We start from the raw sequence: 14,979 nt of genomic DNA, 5'->3' as shown, positions 1-14,979 counted from the left end.
TTTCGTCAACGGCAATTTAAGTTGATAAATATTTAGATCATCAAGTCTCTGCATTCGCAATCTAAAGAAGCTTGATAATGCTTGAGCGATCAAATAAAAAGTTCGGAAAACTATCATAATTGGGTCCTGATATAGGTTGAATTTTTCCAAGGCGGATTGCATTGTTAACATCTTGGCGTGTTTTTCCAGTAGATTCAGCTAGTTCTTGTGTACTTAACGCATATATCCTGAGCTTCTTGATGTTTTCCAAGTCATCCATATGGGCATAGCGCTGGCCTAAGCCATCATCGATTAAGCTCAATCGCCCTGATTTCAGCCAATCAATTTCGAGTCTGCGCTTGTCAATTGATAACCAAGTGGGTATGTCTTGTAGTTTTATAAGACGCGGATTATTCTGGAATTCTGCAAGGTATTGCAGTACTACTTCGGATTTAAAATAACGTTTGTTACCCAATTCTCCATTATGTTGCACCGCTTGTAAAAAACCCTTTTTTACTAAACGTGACACTTTTTGAATATTAGCACTATCTCCCAAAAGTTCAGCAACTGCTTGCGCATCCATATAATCTGTTTTGGCTTTGCTTTTTGTAGTCATTTGTCCTTTTTTGGGCCTACCGGTGCGGGTTTGATAACCTTGTACTTTATCCAATTGTTGTTTGTTGATGCTGATAATATCTTTACGCTCAAAGACATAAACTAAACCATTATCAATGGTTGGTCCTGAAATGGGTTTTATGCCAAGGTGCTTTATACGCTCAGCAATGTTGGTAACATTTGTTTGAAAAAGTTCTGCAATTTCGCTTGGCAAAATGTATTTAGCTTTGAAACGGGCTAATTCCTCTGGTGAAACAAAGCGCTGAGTAGATTTTATATTTATTTTTGCCATTTTATACTTTAAAAGGCCTACTGACATGATTCGATATACTGCATCACGGTAGGTATTTAATGCGACAATAACATCATTGATATCTAATAATTCATTTTTATCTTTATTTTTTGTTTGTATATCAATGAATTGAAGTAATTCATTTTTATCAAAACTAATACCCAATAAACCAGCTTCTTTATCAAAGTTCACTATAGAAAGTCGTCTATCAAGTACAGCTTGAATTAATTCATCCAGTGTCCGCATCGAATGATAGTGATATTTCTTGAAATAAAGCGAAAGAGATATATTTTCATGTATAAATTTTGATTTTACTGATTTGCTAATAGTACTTAATAAGTTATTTAACACCTTAGTATCAATCAAGATATCACGGTAGCCATCAATATCAGGACCACGAAATGCGGTAATAATTCCACTCTTTAACAGGTTCTTTGTATTGTGGGGTGACAGCCTTAAAATTTTAGCTGCTTCATTTAGCGTAACTAACCTCAATAATATATCTCTGAGTTCAGCTACATTATCTAGTGAGTACTTCTCATCCAGCGAAGGTGGTTTTAAATTAGTTTTGATAAGCTGATCAAAGCTAGAATCAGATACGGCTAGCATAGTTTTAACTTCTTTTTTTGATAATAGCTTGTCTTGTTTCAGATTCTCAGTCTTTGGCTTTGGTAATATCGATGGCGTTTGTTCTGTGCGTATAAAACTTTCTAATTCAGACTCTACCGCTTGATAGATGTCAGGTTGTAATTTACGTAATGGAGAACGATCCAAAGCCATACTTAGGCGAAAGAGCAGAGCTGGTTTACTAAATGCTGGATAGATGGCACGATTTCTTGCGACAATTTCTGTTAGAAACTGATGAAAACTTTCTGGCCAATTAGCAAATGGTTTGAACGCATTTAGAGCTTCAATGTGCCTATTACTTATAATTTGATAACTAAGGTCTAATTCTGTATTAGACCAAGAATACCTACTGGATAAAATATAGCCAAGATGAATGACTGCATAAAATGATTGCATATCTTTGACTAGTGGATGTCCTTTGATCGAATCGCCATTGACTGCTTGTGCAGTCATATCTGCTAGTAGTGTTTCAGAGCTTTCAACTTGCAGTGAATCTGCTGCTTTCATTTCAGCACCACAGCGACATTTCAGTAAGTTTGTTCTTGACCAACTAAATACTGAATTACATGTCGAGCATGTATCCTGTAATAGAGATAAGTGTTTAAGGCACACTGTATAAGATGCAACTGTCCATATTTTTCGATGATAAGAAGACTCTGTTAAGCACTGTACACAGATTGCGGGATTTCTAAAATTCATTAACTCATCGGAAATGCTTGCATGACCGACTCTGAAATATTGGCTTTTATTGAGAGTAATCGACTGAAAAATTAGGTTGTTCAAAGTATTTTGAGGTGTATTTGTGAGATGAGACAGTCGTTCTATATTCAATTTACCCATGCAAAGAGCACGTATTTTATGAGCCTTTACCTCAAAATCATTGTCATCCAAAAGCGATAATATTGGATTCAAGGATTCATAACAGTTAGCATCCGATAGGCGTAGTAAGTACCCGATCATACTTTCATCTAGATTAGGTTCTGGACGCTTTAATAGTCGTTTTTTCATACGCTCATCAATCGATTAACGGCGGGTTATGGTATCTCTGATTGTCAATTCTTTTGGCTTGGCTTTGACGCGATTATTAGTGCCAATTTCTGAGTGTGTAATCCTACTTGTTGCTTTCCAAGAAGAAATTACAGAAGTCTCTACTAGGAATGGATTATTGGGGAGGGTGGTGTCGTATTGAATTGAATCAAAAGCTGTGCCTAAATGCGCTAAAGTCAAACATGGATGATTATGTCTAATGGCATCATAGGCAGCGTGCTTTATCAATGACATGATATTTGCTGCCGTTCCCTGACTTGCTACAAAAAGACGGTAAGCAATTTCTTCTGAAGCTAAATTACTATACACATCAAATGGAAGAGATTTATCTACTTCAGCTAAAAATTTTCTAAATTCATTTCGGTTGGCTTCACTATCCCATAAAAAGGGAGTTAGGCGTTTCTTGGTGAGGAATCGGCGGCGTAGTTGAGGGCTTTGATGTAAAATGGCTTCCGATTCTGGCATACCAATTAGTATGACTGGAATTTTAGTAATTTCGATAAACATCTTGATCCAGTCTGCTACCAAGCCAATAACTCTTTGTGTCTTATTATCAATGAGATGCTGAAATTCATCTATAATTATGACTTCTACCTTACATTGATGGACTAAAGCATATAAACGGTTGCTTTGAGTTACAGTGGTTCCATGGGTAGCTGCTAAATCACCTAGATCACTTAGCATTGCGGTTGCTACGCTTTTAATTGTAGCGCTGGCAGGTATAGATGTTTTAAAGACAGGATGGATGTCACCATCAGGCATTTCGATTGACGGCCAACGACTAGAATATTGTCGAATTAGACTTGTTTTTCCTACGCCTGATCCTCCTGTGATAAACATACACTGAGGCTCTTCTGAAAATTTAGACATTTCACGACATTCTTCAATGCAATCAAGAATGCTTGTGAGTCTAGGATATTTTATAAAGATAGATTCAATTTTTCTGATTTTATCTGCATTAGCTGCAACAAATTCTGCTAAATCACTCATTATTAATACCTCCCAAGCTGTAATCAGAAGACCAGTCATCCGCTTCATCATAAAATGATGTGAGTGGTATTTTATCGCTAGAAACAGGGTCTATTTTTTTCTCAACTTCGGTGACCAGATTTTCTGGAGAACGATTCATTTCTTTATAAATAGAGTTTAGTTGTTCATTTGACTTAGAGGATAGTACTGAGTTCTGAGAGATATCTTCGTAGCGTGCAACTTTTTGAGATAATTGTGTTTTCCTGTTTTTGGAAGTATGTTTACTTTTTTCAACAACTTCTTCAATCCTATCAGCAGCTTCCATTAAATTATTCATATTTACCGAAGATTTTGCGTATTCACGGGCATTCCTTCTGATTACTTGATGTTGAAATAAAGTTTTACCCGTTGCATATTTCTGGTTTATTGCTGGAACACTGAAATATTCCTCTTTGATTGGATCAAGAACAAATATATGAGAAATATTGGAAGGATCTATTTTTATAGTCACATTTGGATTGTCTAGAATTTTTTGCCTCAGTAAAGCCAGTTCTGATGAGTTATAGATTAGACCTTCATAGGAGATGCCAGTCCTCACAATTTTTCGTTTGTCATGAAGTCCTAGAGTAATATTCACGTCTAATGCACTCTTGGGAAGTAATGGTGGATATATCAGTACACTTTTACGCCATTTTTCTGCTGGTGTATCACCAATGCGTTCTTTGAAAGTTTGATGAAAAATATCTATCACCCATATATGCATAATTTCTACTAATGATGAGAAATCTATTACTGCATTCTTAATAGGATTGTAATCTGCAAATTTTCCAAGATTTTTTAGACTTTTACCTTCCATACCATTGAGTAATTTTTGATTTATAATTGAGAAATACCGCTCAATGGAAGCTTTAAACCAAGGTTGGAGCGGAGGTGCATATTGAATGTTAATCCCTAGTTGAATACACGCTTCTTCGAGCGCGATGCTATAGAATTCTTTACCGTTGTCTACGATTAAAGTTTCGAATACACCAAAAACATCCCATGTATTTTTAACAGAAGGAAAGATTTTGTTTATTTCAACTTTAGGCAATATAGCTACTTTTAGACACTCCATGACACTAAATGCACTTGGTGGAGTAAAACTAATGTAGAATCCTGTGACAGAGCCGGTATGATGATCTATTGCGGCAGTAATATACGGTTTGCCCAAAGGAAAACCAGTTTGATCATCAATGACGAATAAATCCAATTGGGTATGATCTATTTCAACCCGTTCTAATGGTCTAGTTGTTGAGACACCCATTTGGTAGACTCTAAATTCCATTTCGGCAGCATGTTTTCCTTCTCGATGTAGAGTAACTAATACAGGGTCAAGTGCTTTAATTTTATTGATTAGAGTAGTTAAACTCGGCGCTGTTAAGGCCTCACTAGCTATCCTGAATTTATTTTCTTTCCAAATATTTCTTTTAAGCTCTTCGTAGACTGTTGTTATTGATGGTTTATGGCCCTTCAGGTAAACATCCTTAATAGTCGTATCTATTATATGTTGTACTTCTGGATCAAGGCGCTTACTTCGATTCCCTTTTTTTTGCTCATTCTTGATTAATGAACGTATGTCTTCACTAGCATTCTTATAATTTTTATGCCAACGATATACTGTAATTGCTGAAGGTGGTGTGGGGTCTCCAATTTGAAGAGCAATATTTGCAATAAGTGGATCAAGATATTTTTTTGTGAAAGATGGGACTTTTAGTTCCTTTAGAATATTTAGATATTTTGACCTTCTTACAGCCTCCTTTTTTTGTTCTGATGATTTTGTTGAAAAATCTGCTAAGGCACGTTGTTCTGCCGTAATTAAAGGTTTGGTAGCAGTTTCAGGATCAATAAATTTAAGTTGATTGTTAACTAGGTGACCTAATGCTTCTGAGTATGGTATTGAAATCTTCAGAGCATCAGTTGTTCTTGAAAGTTTTAATATTTTTGTTTTGGGATCAAGGCTTTCAATTTCCCATACTGAACCTTGATAAGCGACATAGTGTCCATAAGAAAATTGATAGCTACTCATAGATCATCGTCTCCAACATACCATGTCATCTCTATTTCGGTATTAATATGAAGAGGCTTCTCCATATCGAATCTAGCGCTACCGTTGTAGAGTAAGAGATACGCAAGTTCCATTTCTGCTCCAAAATCAACGCAATGATTTTGTAGTACTTTTAGAGTATGTTTAGAATGATTTGGTAAGGCTCGTTTGATTTTTAAAAGTATTTCAGGATTAGATGTTAAGCGAGCATATCGGTATAGAAGTCGAATATTATCTAAGTAACTGTCTTTACGGAGATGTTCATCAGTTATTAAATCGTATATATGTCCGTGAAGATGAAAGTGCGCAGCGCGAGCAATATGTTTGCGTTTGAACTCATCTTCCATTGTTTTCTTATATGGTTTAACTTCTAAATATTGATATTGACCTGTTTGTAAGCTATGACGCATGACCTCAAAGTCTGGAGTATGACGCAGCTTTCTATCTTCAAAGATATAGGAAATAATTAGTGGTTGTGAACGGTAGGCAATTACATCTCTATCGAACTCAAGCCAATAGCAACAGTCCCTTTCTATTTGAGACTCCCATTGAATAATCTGCTGCATCTTTAAGCTAGCAAATTTTCCAATTACTCGGTCTCGCCCTCGATTGGTAATACGCCTAACGCCATGCTTAGCCATCTCGAAAACTCCAAGAATTTTCTTTGTTCAGAATTCATGATAGCTTGATTTCATCTTATACTTGAATCAACATTTGTTCGAGAAATAATGTTTTTTGTAAGATTATGATTTTAAAGTCTACCAACTAATAATTGGTGTTTTTTATTTCATCTTATGCTTTGATTTTTCCAATTATTTCATCTTACTTGATATTGTCATTTTTAAAGTTTTGCGACAAAACCAGTGTGATTATCTAAAAAATGAATATTTGATAGGCCCTTCCGCCTAGTGTGATTTTTAACTGTTAAAAGGGGCATCTAGATTATGTCAGGACGTATGTATTGGTTAATTTTGTATACAATGTTAAATGAGCATTTTTAAAGATACTCATTTAACAGTAATGTATTTTTACATAAAATCTATTTGATCTATCTCTTCCATAATTTCAGAAGTTCTTTGAAGCGTGGCAATCATCTTCTGATAATGCTTAATATCTTCAAATTGTAGAGCTTGACCTTTCCTGTCTTTGAGCCATTTTTGTGCAGGTTGATAGCCACCGATATAGAAGTTCCAGGCTACTTCAGGAACATTGGCAAAATACTGTTCATCGTTGATATAGACATTTCCATCTTTGTAAACATGCTTCTCAACAATATTGTCACCGCTTTCAGGATATTGAAAAATAGCTTTTAAAGTGGAGTCTTCCATAAGATGAAGTTTTCTTAATTGATTTCCTAATCCAACTAATTGACCAAATGTATTTTGATCTTTTGGGTATGGAACTCGTGGAAAATCAATTTTGAGAAAATTATTATATTTTTCTCTATAAATTCTTGAATGAAGAACAGCATATACATAATTTAATATATCTATAGGTGAAAAATTTTGACTTTCAGTAGATATTTCATCCGAAAATTTTCTTTTTATAATGCTACTTATTTTGTCTATATATTTTTTTTCTAAGTTGGGTTTCCTACATATTTTACCTTCAGTTGTTAAATCCTCATAATAAATATAAAGAGGCAGATTCATGGCATTTGAGCCAGTTTTTGAAGAAAGAAAAATTGCTTCCGTGATCGTATTAGTAACAAAAATATGAGCAAAAGATTGATCTTTATGTGCTTTAGTGCAAAGCAGACCTAGGTTTCCTTCTGATTGTAAATAGTTTCGCATAATTTTATCTACAGGCCATCCTACAAAACCTCTTGAATTACCTGTGTAGTAAATATATTTTTTATCAAATGGCCTGTAGTTGATATGCTTTACACACGTTTGATCTTTAAAAGAATCTTGGATATCTTTTTTAGCCCAATCATATTTCCAATCTCTTACATCAGCAGGAAGATTGTATTTTTTATAAAAATTAGATTTTTCTAACGTAATTATGTCTAGCGCTGATTGCAAACATTTGTCAGCAGTAGCTTGAATGCATAAATTATCTCTCTTTGTTACTATTCCATTACCCTGAACAGGAAATAAGTCACTTATTTTTATACCTTTCTCATAAATACTTTTTAATGTCATGTCTTGAGGAATGAAGTAATATTGTTTCCCTACTGGTTTAATTTCATTGAAATTTATATCATTTAAGTTTGATTCAGAAAGGAAATTATATTTTTCTTCACGTTTACCAAATACATCATAATGAAAGACTTGACCTAGCTCTGAATTCTTTTTATTTCCTGTTTTAATAAATATATTAATAGATACGCCTTGCATGATATCAAATACATTTTTATCTACACTTCCATCAGGAGAAAATTCTTTTTTCTTCCCATTCCCGTGAAGATCAATGGTATAAATCTTGTCGTAAGTTTTAAGTAGATTCCAGCGCATCCCTCTAAATGTTGGATTATCTAAAAAACCATGAGGATTAATGAAAGCAAGCACACCACTTCCATTTTTTTCAATAAAATGCTGCCCATATCGTAAGAACTTTACATAGTCATCATTAATCCATTTAGAATTTTTTTCTTTTAATTTTTCTTTTCCGCCTGGTTCTTTCTTATAGTCTTCCATTAAACTCATAATCCAGTCACCTTTATTAGCACTTTCACCACTATAAGGTGGATTACCAATAATACACATGACAGGTGTATCACGTTTAATATGGTTCGCTTCATTTGCTTCAGCACTGAGCCAATTCGCAAATAAAGTACCAGTATCAGGATGACTTTCTTCTAAGCTATTAGTTAGATAAACTTTCAGTCTTTGTTGAATATTGCCTTGTGGTTTATATCCTGTTTCTGATAACAGCAAGTTAAGTTGCAAGTGAGCCATTGCATAGCTCGCCATGAGCAACTCAAAACCGTTTAAACGTGGTATCAGATCCTTTTCAACATAGTTACTCCATATCCCTTGCATCCCTTCAAAGTCTTGATGTACGTGTTTGATGACTTGTGAAAGGAATGTGCCTGTACCTGTTGCAGGATCAAGGATCTGAACTTTATGAACTTCTTTTTCTGTTGTGATATAGCCATCTTTATAACGCTTATCTGTTGTGGGGTTTTTAATTTTAATAGTAGTTTTGGCTGTATCGGCTAATCCTGAAGCAAGATTAAACTCAGTTTTTAGAATTTCATCTACAGCTCTGACAATGAAATTGACTACAGGTTCAGGTGTGTACCATACGCCACGTTTTTTACGTTCTTTAGGGTCATATTCGCTCAGAAAAGTTTCATAGAAATGAATAATTGGGTTGTTCATTCGTGTTGAACGCCCATAAGTCTTTAAGATTTCCTCAACATTACAATGTAAGAAAATGTCTGCCAGGCTATCAACAATCCATTTGATACGATCATCAATGTCTGGACCTGCGATATAACCAAATAGTTTACGCAAGAAAGGGTTCGATTTTGGAATCAGTTCAGCAGCTTCTTGTCTTGAGAAAGTCTTGAGGGTTGAGTCATGTAATCGGGCTGCAAACATTCCATAAGCAATGGTCTGAGCATATACATCGGCAAAACCTTTTGGCTTAATGTCATGAATAAGAATCTGCTTAAAGCCTTCGAAGTGAGCCTTTAGAGTACTGTCTTCCTGTGTATCTTCATCATTGGTTACTGCTTTTTCTAATATTTCAGCAAGTAATTTTGCTTTATTTGCCATCATTTTGGCTAATTTCTGCGGACTTTTGATTGTTTGCCCAAGATAGATACTGAAATTTTTAATCAGACTCTCAAACATTGGGAAGTTTTCAGGCAAGGCTTTGATCTGATTTCCTGAAATTTCAGCAATAGAAATCTTAGCAACTAATTCACTTTCTTGATAAAAATAGAAGTCCAGGTAGTTGGTGAATACGATATTGTTTAAAGATGCTTTATAGCGGTCAAATTGTTCTTTGTTACCTGTTTTTTTCTTACCTTCTAGGTCTGTATCACCAATGTCTTTTGCTTCAATAAATCCAATAGGAATACTGTTTTTCTCAATGATATAATCAGGCGCACCACATCTTTGACGTTTAGGCTCGTTAATTACCATATAGCCTGAGCCGATAATTGACTCTACTAAGCTTTGTAGATCCCCTCGAAAGCTGTGTTCGGTTGTTTTACCTGTGACAAATTTTGCATTTACTGCCTGAATATAATTTTGGATCATTTAATGTAGTCTCATGTATTTCACGTTCATTCACTGGGTTTTAAATTTTCATATCTAAAACCTTCAGTCTCTTCGTAATATCTGCAATTTATCTATTTATTCATAAACTATGATCAAACTTCTGTAAGATAATTCCTTTATTGATCGCAGAGCCGATAAATTGAAATTCTGGTGAATTCTTCCTTGCTTCATGAATCTTTTGCTTTGAGCCAAAAATATTAAAGAATGTTTTGCCAAGATTGTAAGTTCCAGATAGGCTAAGGCCACTTACCAAGAGGTCTCCAGCAGCTAAACTGGCTTCTAATAGTTGAAACTTATTACTTTTGATATCACTAATTAATGATTTCATTGAATAATAGGAAAACTTAGAGGAAAAAGCGAATTCATAGTCTCTTATTGCACGTTGAAACTCATCTAATTCATATGATTTGGCTAGATCTCTCCTTTCCAAATTTTCATATGAACTAATTTTATCAAATAGTCTATATTTTGCTAAATGAAGTCTATCAAGTTCATCAATATAATCTTCTCTAAACTTTCTAAGAGTATCTATGGGAACATAGGTACTTGGATAGGGAAGACATTTTGCAATTTCGATTCTAATGGTATGTTGCTCTATCAAATCGTCAGATTCTATAGAATTAAATCCATCTGCAACGTTATTGTAAATAATCCAATCAGAGTCGGTAGTCTGCTTTCTTATGCTTTGACATGCTAATAAAGACTCTAAAGCCAACCTTTGCATTTCGGAAGAATGAATTTGCGGCGGAGGGGCATTTGTATAAAATTCAATAACTCCATTACTTCTAAATTCTTCAATCACATTATTAGTAAAATGAAACATTGGTATTTGAGTAATAACGATATTATCCCAATAAAGACCATAAAACATCAAATCACTATGTGTTAAATCTTTAGCTACAGGTCCATTTTCATTACTAACGCCTCCCAATCCTGAGATTATTAGGCCTTTAGGAATTCTTTTTTTCTTAAATTGGATTATTTCGCCCATTTTTTACTCAATTAGATGTTTGCCTGTAAAAATTACATCTTTTACAGTATTCAATTAATAAAGATTTTTAACTATTAGGATTCTATAAGACTGAAATTATAAAAATTTAATTTTTAATAATTTCATACCTCATGAACCCTCTTTTAAGTTATTTGGTGAAATTTTGTCATAATTGATCATCAATTAAGTGCTGAATCTAGCTGTTCGAGTGATGACACTATCTTGCCAACTATATGCTGGTCGAACTCCGGTAAATTGTCCTCATCATGTGTACCTTTATTTAAATAACGCCAACATGGGGAGGTGCCATTTGGACCCAATAACAATGTTAAAGCGGATACGATTTCTGTTTTTTTAGGGATATTTGCTTGAGACTTATCAATTTTAGATTTTAAATTTTCTGCGAGATTTCTTAAATCCCAGGGTTGATCTGGAGATCTTCTTGATACACTAATTAAACCGTCATTCCTATCACAATGTTTTCCATAATGAAACCAAGTTTTATCACATAAATTTTCTAAAGCTCGTCTTGATGACATAAGAGCATCTCTATATTCTCCTCTAGAATACAATTCTCGTGCTACTAACACATGATTTCGAGGGCGTTGTAATGAAAGTACATATATATGGTTATCAGGCTTATGGGGAGAGAATATATAAGACTGCGAAATAGCGGCTCTCTCTTTACCTAACATTTGATGAGTATTATTGAAGAACTCTTCACCATGGATAGCGAGAATGATTTGAGTTTGTTCGAAAAATGAGTCCTTGAATAAGGTTTCTCTTATTGCGGCTCTATGCTCATCATCTATTGCATTGACTGGATCATCAAAAATTAAAATAGGGCAATTTTCTTTAATATTTTTTGCTAGCAAGATTGCTAATCCAATACATCTAATATGTCCCTCACTGAGAATGTGAAGGGCATCAAAAAATGTTGTTGGATCTTTTTGAAATGATATAAGTAATTTCTGCGACTGTGTCAAAGGAAGTTTGACCGAAGCTAACTTTTCATGAGAAGCATCATAACGGTTGAATGCGTTGTATAGGGTAGTAACTGTTTCACCTAAATCAGCAACTAATTGTGATGGTAAAAGTCTGCTATATGCATTTATTTTAGTTACGAATTCAGTATATCCCTCTAAGATAGACTGATTTCTTTGTAGGATAGATTCTTCTAGGGTCACCTCGTTGATTAATTGTGCATTTTGAGTATTGAAATTTGTAATGAGTAATTCTGCTTTTGAAATTTCCTTTAAAGCTGTATTACGACGAGTCTGTAAGATTGTAATTTGACGTTCAAATTCACGTAATCTATTTAATTCTTCTAGTGTTGAATTTCTTGTTGCTTGAGCTTGGCTAGATAGAAGATCTGTATTTTCGAGATGTTTTACCTGCGCGACTATATGTTGATAAGGGGTATATCCATCTGCTAAATATTGTAGTAAAGAGTTCCACCAAGAGAGAGTTGGTTGTATACCATTAGGGATTTGATATGCAACAAGTTGATTATTAGTTGATAAAAAATGTAAACAAGTATTTACTATTTGAGAAAGACTAAATAATTGTTGGCCTATGGTTTGCTGAGTGTCCTGTATTCTTTTTTGTATTTTAGCCAAATGTTGAAGTTTTTCTAATTCTTCTTGCGAATGCAGGTACGGATTGATTGTAACTAGATTTAAGGGCGTATGACAGGCTGGGCAACTTTCAGGATTACTTGGTTGAATCTGTATAACCGCTTCATATAGTTGTTTAAATGATATTTGCTGGCTATACGATCCCAATTCTTGTTGTTGACTATTAAGTTGATTAATATTAACTTGAATATTATTTATCAATATGTCTAAGGCAGAAGTTGTTAAATTACTTTTTAAAGGAACAGGTGTTTGTAACTCTTTTTCTAGTTGATGAATGGCACCTAAAGAATCTGTTGTTCCAATAATTTCGCTAACCATTAGATTAAAGCTGAAATTATTTTTATATCGCTGAGCGAGCGCTAGTTCTTCCTGTGTAATAGTTTCTAACTCAGCAATATTGTTTATCTTGATTTGTTCTGCAGATGATAATTCAAGACGTTTTTGTGCAAGTAATTTGGTTTTTTCTCCTTGAATATCTATATATCTTTCATCAATTTCGGTAGTAAAGTTACGAACATAATCTGTAAATGCCTCTAATCCGAATAATGTTGAAATAAGTTCAGTCTGTTTAGAAGGGGCTTGGGCTGCTATTCTAGAAAAGTTATCGATTCTATTCTTTTCTACAAAACAAAATCTGTATTTAGATGCATTGGGTTCAACAATTACATCGTCCTCATTTGCATCTTTAGCAATAATGTGAGGGGGAGTAAATTGATTAACATGAGCATTTTTTAAATATTCAGCCTGATCTCGAAAACGCTTAGTTTCAGCCTCGCTAACACTCCCAAGCAGGCCATATTCGAGTGCTTCGCAGAAACTTGATTTGCCAGTACCATTTGGTCCGTAAATTAATACACATTGACTATCTAAATTGAATTCTTCTGCACGTGCAAATCCTCTAAAGGGACCAACCACCATATGTTTTAATTGTTTAATACGTTGATAATCATTTGAATTAGCCGAATTAATGATAGTTATGTCCGTTCTGATTTCATTCCATTGAGGCTGAGCTAAAGCAATTATTCTTCGGATTCTTTGACCTTGATGTGTTGATAACTGAGTTAGCTCTTCTAAATTATCTAAAACAATATTAGCAATTTTTTTAGCATTTATTGATGTAGAATCCACATTAAACGTTTGTAAAAAACGCAAATATTCCTCTCTTACCACAATTACCCCCTCCAGAATTTTTTAAAAATCTAATTTATAAAATAATGTAATTTATAGATATTTATCATTTTTTTGTCTTTTTGACTAGCTGAATTTTACATTGTATAGGGGGCAATATTTTTATATGAATGATCTCTGTACACGACAAAAATAGATAACTCATTGAAATAATGTCACAATAATTGTTTTCTAACGACGAATACTATGATACATCTCAATGAGTTATATCTTATCTTAAACAAATCTCTAAAATGGAACAAGTCACATTTAAAGTGCTTTGCGCTCATCATGCTTGTGATTATTTTAAAGCAAACATGTAATCTTTCTTCTGCATCTAAAGCCTTGCCCATCAAGTGCTTACCACAATCATTTTATCGACGTATGCAGCGCTTCTTTGCAGGTCAGTATTTTGATTATCGTCAAATTTCTCAGTTGATTTTCAATATGTTTTCATTCGACCAAGTGCAACTGACTTTAGATAGAACCAATTGGAAATGGGGAAAACGAAATATTAATATCCTGATGCTCGCAATCGTTTATCGTGGAATAGCGATACCTATCCTTTGGACATTGCTTAATAAACGTGGAAATTCAGATACGAAAGAGCGCATTGCTTTGATTCAACGCTTTATAGCCATTTTTGGTAAAGACCGTATTGTGAATGTGTTCGCAGACAGAGAGTTTATCGGTGAGCAGTGGTTTACATGGTTAATTGAACAAGACATCAACTTCTGCATTCGTGTTAAAAAAACTTCATTGTCACCAATCATTTAGGAAAGAATCATAAAATTAGTGATTTATTTCGCCATCTTAAAGTTGGTCAAATTGAATGTCGTAAACGACGGATTTTGGTTGGTCGGGTGAAACTATATATAAGTGCACTACAGTTAGAAAATGGAGAGCTTTTACTCGTCGTTTCTCCTCAGTTTAATGCCAATGCTATTCAGGATTATGCATTACGCTGGGAAATTGAAACCTTATTCAGTTGTCTCAAAGGACGCGGGTTTAATCTTGAAAATACGCGCTTGACAGACCCTAGACGAGTGAAAAAATTGATTGCGGTGTTAGCTATAAGCTTCTGTTGGTGTTACTTAACGGGTGAATGGCAACATGATCAAAAAAAAGCGATAAAAATAAAGAAGCATGGACGACTCTCAATGAGTTTATTTCGCTATGGTTTAGACTATGTTCAAATGGCGATTCAGCGTTTAATTGGTTTTGGGAAAAAAGAAGAGTTTAAGGAAATTTTGGCAATTTTAAGAAGGCAGAATCCTGATAGGATAAGGGTTCTGTGAAATTTGTCGTGTACAGAGATGAATGATAAAGGGGCGAAT

8 protein-coding genes and 1 pseudogene are annotated in these 14,979 nt (G+C 34.3%); 1 reads left to right on the top strand and 8 read right to left on the bottom strand.

Translation table 11 applies throughout. The features are described from left to right. Positions 1-61: 61 nt before the first annotated feature. From I6L31_RS06035 to I6L31_RS06005, 8 genes and pseudogenes are all read right to left on the bottom strand, one after another. Positions 62-2,020, bottom strand: coding sequence for a hypothetical protein (locus I6L31_RS06035; RefSeq protein WP_000642242.1), 1,959 nt, complete (start codon positions 2,018-2,020; stop codon positions 62-64). Between the two features lie 99 nt (positions 2,021-2,119). Then, a pseudogene (locus I6L31_RS18545) lies at positions 2,120-2,521 on the bottom strand (TniQ family protein); the annotation flags it as partial. Between the two features lie 15 nt (positions 2,522-2,536). Further along, entirely contained in the window at positions 2,537-3,550 is a 1,014-nt protein-coding gene (locus I6L31_RS06030; RefSeq protein ID WP_001281162.1) for a TniB family NTP-binding protein, read from the bottom strand. Further along, positions 3,543-5,594, bottom strand: coding sequence for a Mu transposase C-terminal domain-containing protein (locus I6L31_RS06025; protein WP_000100555.1), 2,052 nt, complete (start codon positions 5,592-5,594; stop codon positions 3,543-3,545). Before I6L31_RS06025 ends, I6L31_RS06030 begins: the two co-directional genes overlap by 8 nt. After that, positions 5,591-6,253: a TnsA endonuclease N-terminal domain-containing protein gene (locus I6L31_RS06020; RefSeq protein WP_001052041.1), complete on the bottom strand. Its 663-nt coding sequence runs from the start codon at positions 6,251-6,253 to the stop codon at positions 5,591-5,593. Before I6L31_RS06020 ends, I6L31_RS06025 begins: the two co-directional genes overlap by 4 nt. A gap of 387 nt (positions 6,254-6,640) precedes the next feature. Then, entirely contained in the window at positions 6,641-9,826 is a 3,186-nt protein-coding gene (locus I6L31_RS06015; protein ID WP_000615758.1) for a type ISP restriction/modification enzyme, read from the bottom strand. Between the two features lie 100 nt (positions 9,827-9,926). After that, positions 9,927-10,838 (bottom strand): DUF6236 family protein, encoded by a 912-nt coding sequence (locus I6L31_RS06010; protein WP_000503872.1) that lies wholly within the window; start codon positions 10,836-10,838, stop codon positions 9,927-9,929. Between the two features lie 179 nt (positions 10,839-11,017). After that, a complete protein-coding gene (locus I6L31_RS06005) occupies positions 11,018-13,645 on the bottom strand; it encodes an AAA family ATPase (protein ID WP_000251195.1) in 2,628 nt (875 codons plus the stop codon). A gap of 204 nt (positions 13,646-13,849) precedes the next feature. On the opposite strand from I6L31_RS06005, the gene I6L31_RS06000 reads away from it, so the two are divergent. Next, positions 13,850-14,940, top strand: a protein-coding gene (locus I6L31_RS06000; RefSeq protein ID WP_100607965.1) for an IS4-like element ISAba1 family transposase whose coding sequence is annotated in 2 segments (ribosomal slippage) — positions 13,850-14,390 and positions 14,390-14,940 — 1,092 coding nt in all. Because the reading frame shifts where the segments join, the coding sequence is not laid out codon by codon here. The last annotated feature ends 39 nt before the right edge of the window (positions 14,941-14,979 follow it).

Source organism: Acinetobacter septicus (assembly GCF_019355975.1).
GTDB classification, from domain to species: domain Bacteria; phylum Pseudomonadota; class Gammaproteobacteria; order Pseudomonadales; family Moraxellaceae; genus Acinetobacter; species Acinetobacter ursingii.
This window is presented reverse-complemented; position numbering and strand designations above follow the sequence as displayed.

Bases quoted from the DNA above. Each gene is read 5' to 3' on its own strand.
- I6L31_RS06020 (WP_001052041.1), bottom strand. From the start codon at position 6,253: ATGGCTAAGCATGGCGTTAGGCGTATTACCAATCGAGGGCGAGACCGA.
- I6L31_RS06030 (WP_001281162.1), bottom strand. From the start codon at position 3,550: ATGAGTGATTTAGCAGAATTTGTTGCAGCTAATGCAGATAAAATCAGA.
- I6L31_RS06025 (WP_000100555.1), bottom strand. From the start codon at position 5,594: ATGAGTAGCTATCAATTTTCTTATGGACACTATGTCGCTTATCAAGGT.
- I6L31_RS06015 (WP_000615758.1), bottom strand. From the start codon at position 9,826: ATGATCCAAAATTATATTCAGGCAGTAAATGCAAAATTTGTCACAGGT.
- I6L31_RS06035 (WP_000642242.1), bottom strand. From the start codon at position 2,020: ATGAAAGCAGCAGATTCACTGCAAGTTGAAAGCTCTGAAACACTACTA.
- I6L31_RS06010 (WP_000503872.1), bottom strand. From the start codon at position 10,838: ATGGGCGAAATAATCCAATTTAAGAAAAAAAGAATTCCTAAAGGCCTA.